Here is a 17,541-nt window from a genome sequence, read left to right on the forward strand (position 1 = left end):
GTGAAGGACAAAATGACATTACAACAAGAAATCATTAGGGAATTACGTGTATTACCTATTATTGATGCGCAGAGAGAGATTCGCAAATCCATTGATTTTTTAAAGGAATATGCGCGTCGCTATAGCTTTGTAAAGGGATTTGTCCTCGGGATATCAGGTGGACAAGACTCAACGTTAACAGGGAAATTAACGCAGCTTGCGGTTGATGAGTTAAATGCCGAGGTGGGAGAAGTGAAGTACTCGTTTTGGGCTGTTCGTTTACCATATGGTGTGCAAGCAGATGAAAAGGACTGTCAGGATGCGATTGACTATATAAAGCCTACGAAAACTTATACGGTCAACATTAAAGATGCTGTCGATGCGAGTGTTAGAGCATTAACGAATGCGGATATTGAACTAAGCGATTTTGTAAAAGGAAATGAAAAGGCACGTGAGCGAATGAAGGTGCAGTATTCAATTGCTGCAATGAATAATGCTGTTGTGTTAGGGACCGATCATGCTGCGGAGGCAATTACAGGTTTTTACACGAAATTTGGGGATGGTGGGGCGGATTTAATGCCAATTTTCCGTCTCAACAAGCGCCAGGGTAAGCAGTTGTTAGCTGCGCTTGATTGCCCGGAGCACTTATATTTAAAGACACCAACTGCGGATTTAGAGGAAGATCGTCCTTCATTACCAGATGAAGTAGCGCTTGGTTTAACGTATGACCAAATTGATGATTATTTGGAAGGGAAAGAAATCCCTGAAGAAGCTCGAAAAACATTAGAAGGGCATTATTTACGTTCCCAGCACAAACGTCATATGCCAATTACTATATTTGATGATTTTTGGAAGTGATGTTTAGCTATCATCATAACGTGGGGTTGATTTCCTTTCCGGCTGGGCGCTTTTATCGCTGCCGCTTCGCTTTCGCACAGAAAACATCCGCTGCGCTCCAGGGTCTCGGGCCAATACGATGTAGGTCACGAAGGCGTTATCACAGGACGTGATGGTTTTAGCCTTCGTTCCTCTATTGCTGATCCCCGAGGAGTCGCCCAGCCTCCACTTCAATCAACTTATATACAATGGAATTATCATCTCCAACTTTTGGTGGCGAGTAAACAAATATTTAGGGAAAGAGTTACAAGAAATAGTGTTTATCACTTTTTCTTATAACTCTTTTCTATTTTTTTTAAGTAATTTGGTTCTGTATTATTAAGTTCAAGCATATAATGTCGATATATATACCTATAAAGTTGATGAAAAGTAAAGGAGGGTAATTATTTATGAGGACTTCTAGAGTAAGTTCGACGACTAGTAGTATATTTCGTAACGAACAACAGTATCTACATGCTGGGGATTTAAGTCATAATTTTGGACAAAATCCGAAGAGACAGTTTAAAAACAGTTTGCAAAAGAATAAAAATAATAAACATATAAGTAACACTAGACAAATTCAACAACAACGTCCAAATAAAATAGCGGCTGGTTGTGGGGACAGTGCTTACGATTTACAAATACGCAATGAATTAAATGAAACTGCCGTTAAGCTAAGTCTTGTCAGCAAGCGAAAGAAGCTTCTCAATAGTTACCGCTCTTCTGTATAACCGATCGTAAATGAAACTTTTATGTCAATAAAATAAAGGTTTTCTATTAAATAAAGTATGGCTCTTCGGCAAAACGAGGGGTTGATTTCCGTTCCGGCATGGCGCTTTCCTAGGGGCGTCCGATGAGCCGCTTCACTCGCGATGCTCGCTCCAGGGTCTCATCTGTGACTCTAATCCCCAAGGAGTCGCCCGGCCTCCACTCCAATCAACCTCTTCACATAATATGTATCTTCTGGTATGTCACTTTAATATATTCAACGAAACTTCTGCAACAAATATTTCTGTACGCTTACTCACAGAAAAGTGAGTACCTGAAACGGAAATCACTCCATTTAAAGCGCCAACATTTACAAAGATTCCTTTGAGGATTTTGTTTTTCAACACTATGAGACTCTCTATGTCATTCTTAATGTAGAGAGTTTTTTCCTTTGGAGAAAGTTTGATCGAAGTAGAATCACCCTGTAAGTTATCGAAAAAATGGAAATAATATATTTTATATTCAAAATATTTGAAGTCGAGATGTTCAATGAATATTCAAGGTAATTTTTCCAATACTTCACAGCTATTTTTAACTTATTTCACAACTTACCTGTAAAATATGTAATAGAAACAGAAAACAGAAATATGGGGGAAGCAATTGTGAAAAAAATATGGTTACCTGCACTTGCAGCATTACTTTTACTTGCGGCGTGTGGTACAGAAAAAGATCAAGTTAAGAAAGAAGAGTCTAAGCAAGATGTTACAACAAGTGAAGCAGAAGCAAAGGATAAATCTAAACAAGTCGCTTCTTTAGTGGATCCACGTTTACAAGAGCCAAAAGAAGGTACAATGTGTGAAATGTGTAATATGAAAGTATATTTGAAGGACGAAGATATGGGTGAATTTTCTACTCAAGCAATTAAAGAGGATGGAACAATTGCCTTTTATGATGACATCGGCTGTTTAGTAAATGCCGAGGTTGCAAATAATGAAAAGAACGAAAAATTTGTACGTGATTTTAATACAAAAGATTGGGTAAAGGTTGATGATGCAACTATCGTCAAAACAGACCTAAGATCTCCGATGAACTGGGGATATATTTATTTCAAAGATAAAGCTGATGCAGACAAATATATAGCTGACAATCCAACTGCACATGTAGAGGAATTACAAAAAATTAAAGATGATGCATTAGAGCGTCGTAATAAGAAAATGAATGAAAAAGCAGAAAAAGAAGCCAAAGGTGAATCTGATTCTATGCATATGGAAGAAAAGAAACAAGATGGTCATGGTCATTAATCGAATGGACTAGGGGGATTTCCTCTAGTCTTTTCGTGCTGAACTGGGAGGTAAGGATTGGTGAAAAAAATAGGGTTTGCCTTATTATTTTTTCTATTCATGAGTCAGACAGTGCACGCCGATTTCGATGTACAGGAGGCAATTAATGAAGCAAAGCCAGGGGAGGTCGTTCATATTCCTGCTGGTCGTTACCAAGGTAATTTTATTGTGTCAAAACCGATAAAGCTACAAGGTGAAGTGGGAGCTGAACTTATTGGTGAAAGAAACGACCCAGCACTCCGAATTGAAAACACTGCTAATGTCACTGTGGAAAATATAACGTTATCAGGAAAAAATAAAGCGATCGTTGCTAATACTGTAAATGGACTAGAGCTACGAAAATTACAAATTAAAGATGTTCATACAGGTGTTCATATACAACGCTCCAAAAATGTACGCATACATGAAATCAATGTGACTGGGATCGAAGGTCATTATTCTAAAAAGGGTAATGGGGTAGCTGTCTTTAAGAGTGAGGACATCACCATCGAAGGCAATACTATTGAGCAAGTGCAGGACGGAATTTATATAGAAGAGGTAAAGCATATTGTTGTTCAACATAACAAGATAACGAGTAGTCGTTACGGTACGCACTTTATGTATACAAGTGATGCTGAAGCACTTTTTAATACATATGTTCATAATGTGACTGGTCTTATGATTATGATGACAACTGACATACTCCTTGAGAGTAATACAATAGCTAACCATTTTGATTTTAATGGCTACGGTATGCTGCTATATGATGTACAGCAAGCAAAAGTTAAACATAACACGATCAAAAATAATCGAACTGGTGTTGCAATGCAGAAAAGTTCAAATATCCAAATTGAAACTAATGATTTTCAGATGAACCAAACAGCCCTTGAAGGTACCAAGGTAAGTGATGACACAATGGCTAGTAGTAATAACTTTACAGGTAATATTTTAACGGCGCGCTCCGATAAACAAGGCTTTCGACTAGTAAATAATTATTATGATGATTACTCAGGGATTGATTTAAAAGACAATGGTATTGGTGATATTCCCTATGTGGCTGTGTCAAGCTTTGGTCAATGGATGGTTCGTCAGCCTGTTTACCAATATTTCGTGGCATCTCCGAGCGTTATTTTACTGACATCACTGGATCAGCAAATTAATAGAACTGAAAAGAATATGCTTGTTGATAATACTCCGCGATTGGCTATGAAGCATGATAAAGAAAAGAACAAGATGAATATGGAGCAAATGCTATTAGGCTTATTCTTGACATTAAGTAGTTTATGGCTATGGAAAAGAGGAATAACAGAATGAAAAAATGGATAATGATTGTCGTGCTATGTTGTGGTGTGTTGATGGGCTGTAGTGAAAAAACATATGAACCTCGTGAAATAGTAAGTGAAACCGATGTTTGTAAAATTTGCAATATGAGTATAGTTCACAATGCATATGCTGGTCAGATTGCATTGAAGAATGGTGATTATGAAATTTTCGATGACATTGGCTGTCTGATGGAATATATAAAAGCAAATGGAGAAGATGAGATAGGGGCGGCTTATATTAAAGACGAAGCAAAAAATGAATGGATTGACGTTTTTAATGCTGTTTATGTATACAACAAGGATTATTGGACTCCTATGAATTATGGGGTAGTTGCGTTCGATTCGAAGGAAGCGGCACAGGAGTGGATGTCTACAGAGGGAGAAGGTCAGCTACTTGCCTATAAGGATCTACACGATTTTAAATGGGGGATCCATAAGTGATGTATAGTATGCTTATTAAACTAGAATTAAAGCAAATGCTCAGAAGTCGTTGGATGCAGCTTGTAGGCGTACTTTTCACCTTCATTTTTACAGCTATCATTGTCATTCAGCAAATGGCATTACCAGATGTAGAGGGTTTTACACGACAGACAGCCTCGTTTTTAAACGTACTGTTGTTTTTATTGCCTCTATTTATATTAACTATCGGTAGTATGAGCGTAGCTGGTGATGTAGAATCAGGCTGGTTTTCATTATTAAAGACTTATCCAATGACTCGTACGCAATATATTGCAGGGAAGTATATTGCCACTGTACTTGCTTTTTTATTGGTCGTTGTCGTGGCGTTTGGCGTAATATTAGCGCTTGGTGGATTTCTTGGTGGAGTGCGTTTGCCATTTATTTTCATAATTCTAACCTTGCTATGTATATTCATTTTTGTGTCATTGGCCATTGCAGTGGGAGCTTTTGCGAAAACAAGATTATTTGCACTGTCGTTATCACTTGTTTTTTGGTCAATTTTTTTATTACTAATCTCTTACGCTTTAATGGCTATTGGAACTGTCGTGGCTGGTCATATTCTTCAAAAACTGACGATTATAGCGATACATATTAATCCTGTGGAGTGGTTGCGCTTTGGTTACTTTATTTTTACAGATCAGGCTAGCGTGCTTGGCCCAGCATTTTATAAAGTAACACAGTTTTATGCGTCACCATTAGGTTACGCAGTATACGTAGCTGTGACATTGCTTTGGATAGTATGTCCGTTAGCTTACACTAGCTTACTTTTAAAGAAAGGGGACAGAAGATAATGCTATTAGAAGCAAAGAAGTTATCGAATATCTATGATAATAATAGAGGTCTTCAAGAAGCCTCCTTTTCTTTACAGGCAGGGCGTATTTTAGCGCTTGTAGGAGGAAATGGTGCAGGAAAGAGTACTTTAATTCGCCTACTAACTGGGCAGGAAAAGCAAAAATCAGGAGAAATAATATGGCATAAACCACAAGCTATTCGATACATGCCTGACGATGTGGATTTTCCATCTATGTTAACAGCGGCAGAAATTCTGCAGCTACTTGCCTCTTTAAAGAAAATTGGTAAAAAAGAACAGGAAGATGTACTGAGACGTGTTGCTTTATGGGATGTTCGAAAGCAAAAAGTGAAGCATTTCTCAAAGGGAATGCGTCAAAGACTTAATCTCGCTCAAAGCTTACTTGGCGAAGGCTCTTTGCTTATTTTAGACGAGCCGACTAATGGCCTTGATCCTTATTGGATTGCAGAGCTGAAAAAAATGATGCTAGAGGAAAAAGCAAGAGGCTGTACTGTAATATTTTCTACGCATTTGCTTGCTTTTGCGGAGGAAGTAGCGGACGATGTGTTAGTTTTACATGAAGGAAACATACTAATTTCTGGTGAATTAGAGGAAATACTTTTACAAGAAAATTCATCTTCATTAGAGAATTTATGGTTAAAAAAATTAAATTTGTAACATTTTGATAGGTAATGACGTTATACTAGGAGATAGGCTTGTTTGAACGAGAATTCAGACAAGCCTTCTTTCTCATGCTGAAGTATTACTACTTTTCTCGCTAAGTGCTCAAACTATAGGGATTAAGCAATAGATGATCGTCTCATATAATTGTGTTACTAAACATATTTCGTTATTCTTAAAGGAATTATCATGCAATTCGAACAATTGATGAAAATGAAATAGGAGGTTTTTTTGATTTATGAATTCGCAAATACAAGATGTATTAGAAAATATAGAAAAAGTAATGATAGGCAAAAGAGAGGTTGCGGAGCTTAGCATAGTAGCCTTGCTAGCAAAGGGACATATCTTGCTTGAGGACGTACCAGGTGTCGGTAAAACAATGATGGTACGAGCATTGGCAAAATCCTTTGATGCACAGTTTAAAAGGATTCAATTTACACCTGATTTATTACCGTCAGATGTTGTAGGTGTATCTATCTATAATCCAAAAACGTTGGAATTCGAGTTTCGACCTGGTCCGATTATGGGGGATGTAATTTTAGCTGATGAAATTAACCGTACATCTCCAAAAACACAATCTGCTTTGCTTGAGGGGATGGAGGAAGCATCTGTCACTATTGATGGTAAAACTCTAACAATCAGTCAACCATTTTTCGTTATGGCTACTCAAAACCCAATCGAACACGAAGGAACATATCCGTTACCAGAAGCACAGCTCGATCGATTCTTACTAAAAATAAAAATGGGTTATCCTACAAGAGGGCAAGAAGTGGAGATTCTTCGTCGTGCTGAACATGGTAAACCGATTGAAAAAATTGAAGCAGTGCTAACGGTTGCGCAATTAAATGAATTGCAGGAGCTTGTACAGGGTGTGTATGTTGATGATTCAGTCAAAAACTATATGGTCGAACTAGCGACTCAAACACGAGAAAATAGCTATGTACATTTAGGAGTAAGTCCTCGGGCAACAATTGCTTTAATGAAAGCTTCACAAGCTTATGCATTTATAAAAGGGCGTAGTTATGTTACTCCTGATGATGTTCAATATTTAGTACCATTTGTCTTTAGCCATCGTTTAGTATTAAAACCAGATGCTCGTTATGATAACGTAGCGGCAGAAGAAATTATTGAGCGTATTATTGCCAAAACACCTGTGCCCACAAAGAGGTTTGCAGAACAATGAAGAAATGGCAAGCTTTAATAGAGAAAAGTAAACATTTCTTATTAGTATCTTTGCTAATGATTTTAACGTTTTGTTATGCCATGTTCCAAGGTGGGTTTGTCAGTTGGTTTGTATTTTTTACGGTGAGTCCGTTTTTGTTATACGCATTTACTTTCTTACTGGTGAAAGAAGATATTTTACTGGTGGAACGCAAAATCGAGCCTTCCCATGTGGAGAGTGGACAATCTGCTAAGGTGACAATTACGGTAGAACGAAAAACGCGCTTTCCGTTTGCTTATATGATAATGGAAGAACTTGTGAACAGCGAGGCCCTTGTTCAATCGAAGGTGCAAGGAACGAATGCCATTAAGTTCGTTGGCTTTAGGAAAAAATTTAGCTGGAATTATGTGTTGGAAAATATGTCCCGTGGCGAGCATCGCTACTTAGGTGTTAATATTGTTTTCTGTGATTTTTTTGGCTGGGCAAAAAAGCAAGTTGCGGCAGAAAAGGAACAAGTTATTTTAGTTTACCCGAGAGTACGAGAGATGAGGTATGCCGCGCTTCAAACAAAATTTGATGTTGGTTCAATGATGTCACCTTATTCGATTGTTAAGGATACATCAATGGCTGTTGGCTTACGTGAATATGTTCCTGGTGACCGTTTTTCATGGATTCACTGGAAATCATTTGCGAAAACACAAACGTTGCAATCTAAGGAATTTGAAGATCGTCAATCACAGGAGTTAATGTTGGTACTTCATGCCGGAAAGTCTCCGTTATTTGAAGAAAAAATTGAGCTTGTGGCATCGATGCTACAAACAATTGTCAATGAACATGGAGATATTTCATTTGTTTCAGCTGGTTCTAAAACGAAGGCGTTTCCGATTATTCAAGGTAATAAGCAGCTAGATCAAGTAATGTATCATTTAGCTGCTATAAAACCTGCTGAAACGGTCAAATTTCAATTACGAAATCAACAAGTGTTTAAGCATGTTGCAACACTATTGTATGTTACGAGTGAAGTATCCGATGAATTATTTCATTCTCTTGCCATGATGGTGAAAAGTTGTATTTGTTTTGTAGTAGCGGAGCAGCCACCTATGCAAACAGAGCTGGCAAAGCGTTATAAGCAAATTCAAGTTGTACATGTTAATCCAACAGATTATTACCATTTGTTCACGGAGGTGATGAAGCCGTGAAAAAATCACTAGGAGATTTTATAGAATTAGCAATAGCATACGTAATTATTTTTCTAATTTTACGTGAATGGCTTATTCCTGTAATGGAGTTAACAAATACAGGCGTGTTTCATTTATTTTTAGTGTTTATTGGTCTATCACTAGCACTCAACTTATTTCAAGTACATCCATTGTTGTCGGGGTTAGTGAAATTTGGTTATATTACTTGGTTTATAGTGTTTATATATAGTAAAAGTCCCCTTTTCTCAGGAGAGACGTTACCATTTTTAATGCATGAATTGAAATGGAATATGACTACTATTCTATCGGGCGATTTTGGACAAGTATCGGATTCATTTAGAACGGTGCTATTCCTTGCGCTTATTTGGATGTTAATATACCTAATTCATCACTGGATAACTGTGAGGAAAAATATATTCTATTTCTTTGCGTTAACCGTATTCTTTATTGCCACACTAGATACATTTAGTGACTATGATGGAAAGGTGGCAATTGTTAAAGTTGTTGTACTTGGATTAATAATGACAGGCTTGCTTTTTGTTAAGCGCTTATGGCTTCAAACAGATGCACCGGGCAATGTAATGGAAAAGTGGAAATTGGTTATTCCGATGATTGTTTCGGTAATGCTTGTTAGTGTAGTGGCATTTTTTTTACCTAAGGTAGGACCGACTTGGGCTGATCCTGTGCCTTTTATTAAAGGGGTTGCAGGGCAAGGGGACTTTGGAACGGGTGAAAAAACAGTTGGTTACAGCGAGGATGATAGCCGATTAGGGGGACCGTTTAAAGGTGATAATACATTAATTTTTACTGCAACTTCCCGTGATCGTCATTATTGGCGGATAGATACAAAGGATACTTATACATCCAAGGGCTGGATTCTTTCGGAGGGTAACTTTGGGAAAAATGTTTATCAGACCAATACCCCTATCCAAACTTCATTACAAGTTGGATCTCCTAAAAATGAAAGTAAAATTCAAATGGACATTGCTGTTCCAATGCCATTTATAATTCAAACATATGGCATGACATCTGTTTCTGCCCAAGACTCACCGCTATTTATTCAAGATGAACAAACTGAAAAAATAGCAATAGAGCAACAGAATGGCGATTCAAAATTATTGTCTAACTATACGGTGTCATATAGTAATCCGGTATATAGTATGGAGCAGCTCCAATTGTCTAAACCTTCCGAGCTAAAAACATTAGATTCATCCTTTAATCGTTTTTTACAATTGCCAAACACCCTTCCGCAACGTGTAGAGAATTTAGCAAAAGAAATCACACAGAATAAAGCTTCGGTATATGATCAGATAAAAGCAGTCGAAAAATATTTTTCATCTCATGGCTTTAGATACGATAAAAAAGAAGTAGCAACCCCGGCTGAGGGCCAAGATTATGTTGACCAGTTTTTATTCGATACTAAAGTTGGCTACTGTGATAATTTCTCAACATCAATGGTCGTGCTCCTACGCTCGGTAGGGATACCCGCACGCTGGGTAAAAGGCTTTGCACCTGGTAATCCTGGTCGAATGACAGACGGTTTACGTGAGTATCGAATTACAAATGATAATGCACACTCTTGGGTGGAAGCGTATGTACCTGGAACAGGCTGGATGGAGTTTGAACCGACAATTGGATTCACGGGGAATGTGAATATCGATTATGATATTGAGCAAGACACTGCACAGCAGGAGCAAGTACTGCAGCCTGAAAAAAAACAAGTGCAACCAAAGAAGGAAGAGCAAGCATCAAAAAAAGAAACTGCTAGCTCAACATCGTTTAGTTTAGATACTGTATGGACATGGGTGAAAAAGCTTACTTATGTATGGATTGCTCTAGTCATTTTGATAATCGTCACTGGCGTTGCTTTGTTTATGCAACGTAAAACATGGATACCTAAAATGCAAGTTCGCGCATTTCGTAAAAAAGAAGCGGACTGGACAAATTTTGACGCTTCATACCATATTCTAACGAAGCAATTATCTCGTATTGGATTACGCCGGAAAGATGGCGAAACATTACGAGTATTTGCTAAAAGAGTAGATGCATCGTTAGAGACAGAAGAGATGCAAAAACTTACCGCTGTATATGAACAACATATTTATGGTAAGGACAAACAAGAGGTTGACTTTGTGAAGCTGAAAGAAAGTTGGGAATATTTAATCAATCGCACTATCAGTTGATTTTGATGGGTACAAAGAGTAAAATGAAAAAAATTATATATGATGAGGATTGCTTTCATATAAGTTCGATAATAAGGTTCGAATGTTTCTACGAAATCACCGTAAATGATTTCTCTATGAAGGTGAATGTTTTGGTTAGGTGAGAAGGTTAGTAAATCACTTTTCTTTGCTACGCATTCGCCTTTATAAATTTAGAGCTTATGAACGCGTAGGAAGTTTTTACTTTCATACGCGTTTTTCTTTGAACATATGAAAAGTCCTTTAAAAATAGTAGAAGAGGTGGAAATATTGTCAGCAAGCCCTTTATTAGAGCAAGAAAAAATCGTCGTTCTTGATTTCGGTAGCCAATTTAACCAATTGATTACGCGTCGTATCCGTGAATTTGGTGTTTTCAGTGAGTTACATCCTCATACGATTACAGCAGAAGAAATTAAAGGTATGAACGCAACAGGTATTATCTTTTCAGGTGGTCCAAACTCAGTTTATGACGAAAATGCCTTCCATGTAGACCCAGCTATTTTCGAATTAGGCTTACCAATCCTAGGTATTTGCTATGGTATGCAATTAATGGCACATACGCAAGGTGGTAAAGTTGAAGGTGCTGAAACACGCGAATATGGTAAAGCAGAAATTAAAGTAACAGCTTCAAACAAGTTATTCGGTGAATTACCAACTGAACAAATCGTTTGGATGAGCCACGGTGACCATGTAACAGAAGTACCTGCTGGTTTCGAAGTAATCGCAACAAGTGCTGCTTGCCCTATCTCTGCAATGGCAAATGTAGAACGTAAACTATATGCAGTACAATTCCACCCAGAAGTACGTCACTCTGTATATGGTAACGACTTATTACGTCAGTTCGTATTCGACATTTGTGGAGCAAAAGGCGATTGGTCAATGGCAAACTTCATTGAACTTGAAATCGCAAAAATCCGCGAAACAGTAGGTGACAAAAAAGTATTATGTGCACTTTCTGGCGGTGTAGATTCATCAGTTGTTGCTGTTTTAATTCATAAAGCAATCGGTGACCAACTAACTTGTATGTTCGTTGACCACAACTTAAACCGTAAAGGTGAAGTTGAGCAAGTTATGAAAACATTCACTGAAGACTTTGATATGAATCTTATTAAAATTGATGCTCGTCAACGATTCATGGATAAACTTGCTGGCGTTTCTGACCCAGAGAAAAAACGTAAAATTATCGGTAACGAATTTATTTACGTATTCGATGAAGAAGCGGCTAAACTTGAAGGAATGGACTTCTTAGCACAAGGTACGCTTTACACAGATATCATTGAATCTGGAACATCAACTGCACAAACTATTAAATCTCACCATAACGTTGGTGGTCTTCCGGAAGACATGCAATTCAAATTAATCGAACCACTTAACACATTATTTAAAGACGAAGTGCGCGCACTAGGATTAGAGCTTGGCCTTGACGAAAAAATCGTTTGGCGTCAACCATTCCCAGGCCCTGGTCTAGGTATCCGTGTACTTGGTGAAGTAACGGAAGAAAAACTAGAAATCGTACGCGAATCTGATTTCATCCTACGTGAGGAAATCGCAAAAGCTGGTCTTGATCGCGACATCTGGCAATACTTCACGGTATTACCTGACATCCGTTCAGTTGGCGTAATGGGCGATGCACGTACGTATGATTACTCAATCGGTATCCGTGCGGTAACATCTATCGACGGTATGACTTCTGACTGGGCACGCATTCCTTGGGATGTACTAGAGAAAATCTCTGTCCGCCTAGTAAACGAAGTAAAACACGTTAACCGCGTGCTGTATGATATTACATCTAAGCCACCTGCAACGATTGAGTGGGAATAATCCCCTCATTTGATTTCGAATAAAAAGCTAGTCTGATTTTTTCAGACTAGCTTTTTATTTCCTTTTTTAGCATTAAAAATAAGAAAAGTACACCAATTTCTACGATTAATGGGACAAAAATAATATTTAAATGGAAGAAAATTATACTTATCAAAATAGCTATACAAATAAATATTGAACTATATTGATAACTTTTTGATTGATAAAAGAATGAATATGGTAACAAATGTGCACCGTAAATAATTGCATATACAGGTAAGACCCACATAGGTGCTTTAATTAATAAAAGAATACAAATAATTAAATATAAAATTTGATTGTTTGTTGCAATCAATAGTCCATTAATCAATGGATTTTCTTTATAAAATAAATCAACATTTAATATTTTGGCACAAAGAATCGAAACAGGAAACAGCAATGCACCACAAGATAAAATACCAATATTTTTTATCATTAAATCTAAAGGCAGCAACGTGATTATTGTGATAACTCCCCAAATAAATATTGAGGCCATTATAAATGGAAGTCCCTTCTTTTGTTTCTGAGTAATATCATTTAATAGTACTTGTAAGCTAGTATTGAGGTGCATTTTCGTCTCCTTGATTTTTAAGCGATCTATTCAAACTATCCGCTATTTTTTTATTTTCATATTTTGAGAAGAAATAAAATCCGATGATATGACCGATCAACGTTATCACTAAAATTAGCAACAAATAAGGTTTGATAATTTCAAATACTTTCAGTGAAAAGAGATATACACTTCCCATGCTACAGAAAAAATTCAAAAAAGTACTAATAGTAATTTTAGATGTTACTTTTAATGTTGAGTAGTTCCACAAATATGGATAAGCTATACCAAAAACAATCCCCATCAGAACGCTAATACCAATTAAATTCCAAATGTAAAAAAAGTTGACTGTTTCTTCGTGAAGATTAAAAACAGTAATTAAAAAAATAATCCAAATCAACCCCAAAAATGAAACGTATAAAAAGCTATTTTTTAAATCTTTTATCATATCAATTTCTCCTTAATAGATTTTGCATAATGTCTACTGACAATATACTTATTTTGTTGTTTTGTAATAACTTCCAATCTAGCATGACTTCCCGAAGCAAATGAGCGTATTTGATTCAAATTCAAAATCATTGAATTATTGATTCTAACCAATCCGAATGATTCTAAGTAAGATAATTCTTTTAAAATCTTATTCAGTAATAGCTCTGTACCATCTATTAAAAAGACTTTGGTGAAATGACCAGATGCTTCAATTGCTTCGATGTCATTGAGTTCAATCATAACCTGACGATTTGTTTTGAAATCTGTTGCGCTTAATGTTATAGATTGAAAAAAATGCTGTTCAATTGTCGAAAGTAATTCTTTATTCGATGGATTACTGATAATCTCAATTTCAGAAGATGATTGATTGTTTTTCCAAATATAGTTGAATTTCATGTGGATCTCCTTTCTGTTTTAATCGTAGCAACACTTCTCAGAACTTACGATGATTTTTCGTTTTGTTGCAAAAAAAATAGGCTTTGTTACAACGTTGATTCAGTAAATTTAAAGCTACAGTTTTCACACCATCAAAAAACTAAAAGATTTTCAATTGGTGTTTAACTTCTTTCAGCAAATGTTTTATGTAGCGAAAGCAAAGCGTCAGCTACAATTATTTTCTGTAACGAAAGCGTAGCGACAGGTACAGAAGTCTCCCACCACCTCTATAGCTGGTGAGATGAATGCGGGTTTAAGTTACTTTTCAACGGATGTGTGGACACCTGCTGAAAGAAATAAAAATGACTGTATGTTTTATGGAGTTAGGAGTTGTGAGAGTAGTGGATGTAAATCTTCAATAAATTCCAGTTTTTTAAATTCTTTCTTTAAGGATAATACTTTCGAAGCGTTAGGTATAGTAAACTAATGAATATAAATAGGACTCTATGTCGTTGTTAGTTTAGGGGGATGGAAATGGAAAACAATAAAGCGATGATTCATACACTTGCTATTGGTATGCCGAAAGAATTGCATTATAGTAATGGGCGCTCATTTATTTCAGGGATTGAAAAACGAAAAGTACAAGAAGTTTATTTGTCCGCTCGTGGATTTGAAGGGGACGATGTAGCAGATAAAAAACATCATGGTGGTCCTGACCGTGCCGTTTGTTTATATCCTGCGGAGCATTACATACAATGGGAACAGGAACTGGATAAACCGTTGCCGACAGCAGCTTTCGGTGAAAACTTAACAGTAACAAATATGTTGGAAGCGGATATTTGTATTGGCGATATTTATAAAATAGGTGATGCTGTCATCCAAATTACCCAAGGACGTGTACCGTGTAGTACGATTGATAAATATACAGAGGCGAACATATTACTCAAACGTTTAATTGAAACAGGTTATACTGGCTTTCTTGCGCGTGTACTGGAAGAAGGGACAATCTGTGAAGATTCAAAAATTGAATTAGTGGAAAAGCACCCTGCGCGTGTTTCAGTTTTGCATTGCAACGAAGTGTATTTTAAAAACAAAGACGCACTTGCGATGAAACGTATACAAGCAGTTGATACATTAGCGGAAGATTGGAAACAAAAATTAGAAAAAAGAATTCACCTCTTGCAAAGTAAAGTAATGAATTAAACATATGTCGATCAAGGGAACTCTCCCACAATCGCTGTATTAAAATCCTCTAGAATTCAAATGAGTTCTAGGGGGTTTTTTATTTTATAATATCGATAAAACGTTCAGTCCTAACCTATTTATACAACGATTTCTTAAAATGTGAACATTAAATAAGAATTTTACACGAACTTTCGTATAACATTTGTGAAAAATGTTCGGAAATAGGGTTGAAATCTGAAAAATGAAATGATATATTACGATTGTAAATTAAATAAGTCGTCGTATAATGTCGGGGATAAGGCCCGTGAGTTTCTACCAAGTTACCGTAAATAACTTGACTACGATTTTAGTTATATATATATCAATGTATAGACACTAATTAATTTCTCACAATAAAATGGTGATGAAATGTATCGTAGACATGCGACTAGTAGAGTAGTCAGCGTGTCTTTTTTGTTTTCGATATTGAAGACGACCATACGGAGGATTTCTTTAAAATGAAAAAGTATTTCATGTTCGATGAGCTAGGAACTAATTATCGCCGCGAAATAATAGGTGGTCTTACTACATTCCTTGCTATGGCTTACATTTTAGCTGTTAACCCTGGTATGTTAGAAAATGCAGGAATGGATAAAGGTGCTGTATTCGTAGCTACAGCATTAGCAGCTGCAGTTGGTTCTCTGATTATGGGTATATTCGCTAAATTCCCAATTTCCCTTGCTCCTGGTATGGGCTTAAACGCATTCTTTGCCTTCACTGTAGTTGGAGCGTACGGTATTCCATGGCAGACTGGTTTAACAGGTGTTTTCTTCTCAGGTGTTATCTTTATCATTCTTTCGTTAACAGGTATTCGTGAAACAGTAATTAATGCAATTCCAGTACAACTTAAATATGCGGTTTCAGCTGGTATTGGTTTATTTATAACATTTGTTGGTTTACAAGGAGCGGGCATTATAACAGATAGTCCAGCTACATTGGTGACTTTAGGGACGTTCACTGGTTCAACTTTACTAGCTGTATTTGGGATTGTTCTTTCAATTATTCTTATTATTAAACTACGTAGTATTGGTATTTTCTTAGGGATGGTTATAACAGCAATCGTTGGTATGATTACAGGTGTCATTGCACCTCCTACAGCAGTTGTTTCAGCAATTCCGAGTGTAGATTCTACATTTATGGTAGCTTTAAAACCAATTTTCCATGACTTTGATTCATTATTAAACGTTAAATTTTTAGTAGTTGTCTTAACATTCATGTTTGTAGATTTCTTTGATACAGCAGGTACTTTAATGGCAGTTGCGACACAAGCAGGATTAGTAAAAGATAATAAATTACCACGTGCCAGCCGTGCATTGATGGCTGATGCTCTTGCAACAACAATTGGTTCTTTATTTGGTACATCAACAACTACAGCATATGTTGAGTCAACTTCTGGTGTAGCAGCAGGTGCTCGTTCAGGTTTCTCTGCTGTTGTAACTGCAATACTATTCCTGATAGCATTATTCTTCTCACCTTTACTCGCTGTGGTAACTCCAGCAGTAACAGCGCCAGCGCTAGTTATTGTAGGTGTTCTGATGGTATCTTCATTACGTTTAATTGATTGGGATAAATTTGAGATTGCAGTACCTGCTTTCTTTACAGTAATTATGATGCCTCTTGGTTACTCAATTGCTACTGGTATTGCAATAGGCTTTGTCTTCTATCCAATAACAATGCTTTTAGCGGGTCGTAAAAAAGAAATTCACCCTATGATGTACGGATTATTCTTTGTCTTCCTTGCATACTTTATCTGGGTACGCTAATTATAAATACACAAATCGAAATATAAAAAGCATCTGCAATTGTTAGAAAACGAAACTAACAATTGCAGGTGCTTTTCTTATTGGAATATTTAACGCTAGTGAAAATAATAAGAAGATCTCAATGGTAAGTAAGCTGCATTGATTTCTGGCGGAGAAAAGGGGGGCGATTAATGTGGGGAATCAGAGGAAGTTAAAGTAATCGATTAAAGAGCCGTTCTTCTGTCGAAGCATAAAGGGAGATTATATGGTGAAGTTTAATTATATATTAATAGAAGAAACCCTTTGTTAATTAATTAGAATAGTTTTACTTTAATAATTCTCTTGCAAACTTAATATTAAGATGATATATTTATAAACGTTGTTACGAAACAAATAACAACATTAAAAATACTAACATAAGTGGTTGACATAGAGTTAACAACATGTTAAAGTATAGAAAGTCACTTAAATGTGACGAACAAATGAACCTTGAAAACTGAACAAGCAAAACGTAATCAATAAAGTTTTTATTAGCTAACCTTGAGTTAGTGAACGAAACAAAATTTTGGACATCAAACATGATGCCAGCAAAACAATTTGAGCTAATCAAATTTCTTTTTATGGAG

Annotated in this window: 16 protein-coding genes and 2 riboswitches; of the genes, 13 read left to right on the forward strand and 3 right to left on the reverse strand. The window is 36.5% G+C overall.

What is annotated here, in order from left to right:
• Positions 1-12: 12 nt before the first annotated feature.
• The 11 genes from nadE (at position 13) to guaA (ending at position 12,517) form a co-directional block, all read left to right on the forward strand.
• Positions 13-837, forward strand: a complete 825-nt coding sequence (gene nadE / locus ACQKMV_RS20975) for an ammonia-dependent NAD(+) synthetase (protein ID WP_427506269.1) — start codon at positions 13-15, stop codon at positions 835-837.
• 428 nt (positions 838-1,265) lie between these two features.
• Positions 1,266-1,586, forward strand: coding sequence for an NAD synthetase (locus ACQKMV_RS20980; protein ID WP_427426243.1), 321 nt, complete (start codon positions 1,266-1,268; stop codon positions 1,584-1,586).
• Between the two features lie 639 nt (positions 1,587-2,225).
• Positions 2,226-2,864, forward strand: a complete 639-nt coding sequence (locus ACQKMV_RS20985) for a nitrous oxide reductase accessory protein NosL (protein WP_427506270.1) — start codon at positions 2,226-2,228, stop codon at positions 2,862-2,864.
• A gap of 60 nt (positions 2,865-2,924) precedes the next feature.
• On the forward strand, positions 2,925-4,196 hold the full coding sequence (locus ACQKMV_RS20990) for a right-handed parallel beta-helix repeat-containing protein (protein WP_427506272.1): 1,272 nt from the start codon (positions 2,925-2,927) through the stop codon (positions 4,194-4,196).
• A complete protein-coding gene (locus tag ACQKMV_RS20995) occupies positions 4,193-4,645 on the forward strand; it encodes a nitrous oxide reductase accessory protein NosL (protein ID WP_427506273.1) in 453 nt (150 codons plus the stop codon). Before ACQKMV_RS20990 ends, ACQKMV_RS20995 begins: the two co-directional genes overlap by 4 nt.
• Positions 4,645-5,454 (forward strand): ABC transporter permease, encoded by an 810-nt coding sequence (locus ACQKMV_RS21000; RefSeq protein ID WP_427506291.1) that lies wholly within the window; start codon positions 4,645-4,647, stop codon positions 5,452-5,454. Before ACQKMV_RS20995 ends, ACQKMV_RS21000 begins: the two co-directional genes overlap by 1 nt.
• Positions 5,454-6,131, forward strand: a complete 678-nt coding sequence (locus ACQKMV_RS21005; RefSeq protein WP_427426239.1) for an ABC transporter ATP-binding protein — start codon at positions 5,454-5,456, stop codon at positions 6,129-6,131. The genes ACQKMV_RS21000 and ACQKMV_RS21005 overlap by 1 nt, the downstream gene beginning before the upstream one ends.
• 241 nt (positions 6,132-6,372) lie before the next feature.
• Positions 6,373-7,317, forward strand: a complete 945-nt coding sequence (locus tag ACQKMV_RS21010; RefSeq protein ID WP_427506275.1) for an AAA family ATPase — start codon at positions 6,373-6,375, stop codon at positions 7,315-7,317.
• The gene (locus tag ACQKMV_RS21015) at positions 7,314-8,495 is read left to right on the forward strand and encodes a DUF58 domain-containing protein (RefSeq protein ID WP_427506276.1); all 1,182 of its coding nucleotides are present in this window, start codon (positions 7,314-7,316) and stop codon (positions 8,493-8,495) included. Before ACQKMV_RS21010 ends, ACQKMV_RS21015 begins: the two co-directional genes overlap by 4 nt.
• On the forward strand, positions 8,492-10,678 hold the full coding sequence (locus tag ACQKMV_RS21020) for a transglutaminase TgpA family protein (RefSeq protein WP_427506278.1): 2,187 nt from the start codon (positions 8,492-8,494) through the stop codon (positions 10,676-10,678). Before ACQKMV_RS21015 ends, ACQKMV_RS21020 begins: the two co-directional genes overlap by 4 nt.
• Positions 10,679-10,713: 35 nt before the next feature.
• A riboswitch (purine riboswitch) is annotated at positions 10,714-10,815 on the forward strand.
• A gap of 151 nt (positions 10,816-10,966) precedes the next feature.
• Positions 10,967-12,517, forward strand: coding sequence for a glutamine-hydrolyzing GMP synthase (guaA, locus tag ACQKMV_RS21025; protein WP_427506280.1), 1,551 nt, complete (start codon positions 10,967-10,969; stop codon positions 12,515-12,517).
• A gap of 46 nt (positions 12,518-12,563) precedes the next feature.
• Here the strand turns inward: guaA and ACQKMV_RS21030 are convergent, their stop codons facing one another.
• The 3 genes from ACQKMV_RS21030 to ACQKMV_RS21040 are packed head-to-tail and all read right to left on the reverse strand — an operon-like array spanning position 12,564 to position 13,970.
• Positions 12,564-13,106 carry a DUF7010 family protein gene (locus tag ACQKMV_RS21030; protein WP_427506281.1) on the reverse strand — a complete coding sequence of 181 codons (543 nt, stop codon included), beginning with the start codon at positions 13,104-13,106 and terminating at the stop codon, positions 12,564-12,566.
• Positions 13,090-13,533: a hypothetical protein gene (locus ACQKMV_RS21035; protein WP_427506283.1), complete on the reverse strand. Its 444-nt coding sequence runs from the start codon at positions 13,531-13,533 to the stop codon at positions 13,090-13,092. Before ACQKMV_RS21035 ends, ACQKMV_RS21030 begins: the two co-directional genes overlap by 17 nt.
• Positions 13,530-13,970: a LytTR family DNA-binding domain-containing protein gene (locus tag ACQKMV_RS21040; protein ID WP_427506285.1), complete on the reverse strand. Its 441-nt coding sequence runs from the start codon at positions 13,968-13,970 to the stop codon at positions 13,530-13,532. Before ACQKMV_RS21040 ends, ACQKMV_RS21035 begins: the two co-directional genes overlap by 4 nt.
• Positions 13,971-14,483: 513 nt before the next feature.
• Between ACQKMV_RS21040 and ACQKMV_RS21045 the strand changes: the two genes are divergently transcribed.
• Together ACQKMV_RS21045 and ACQKMV_RS21050 are read left to right on the forward strand one after the other, a co-directional pair.
• Positions 14,484-15,152 (forward strand): MOSC domain-containing protein, encoded by a 669-nt coding sequence (locus tag ACQKMV_RS21045; RefSeq protein WP_427506286.1) that lies wholly within the window; start codon positions 14,484-14,486, stop codon positions 15,150-15,152.
• A gap of 241 nt (positions 15,153-15,393) precedes the next feature.
• Positions 15,394-15,495, forward strand: a riboswitch (purine riboswitch).
• Between the two features lie 136 nt (positions 15,496-15,631).
• A complete protein-coding gene (locus tag ACQKMV_RS21050) occupies positions 15,632-16,936 on the forward strand; it encodes an NCS2 family permease (RefSeq protein WP_427506288.1) in 1,305 nt (434 codons plus the stop codon).
• The last annotated feature ends 605 nt before the right edge of the window (positions 16,937-17,541 follow it).

Source organism: Lysinibacillus sp. NPDC094403, from assembly GCF_050278745.1.
Classification (GTDB): domain Bacteria; phylum Bacillota; class Bacilli; order Bacillales_A; family Planococcaceae; genus Lysinibacillus.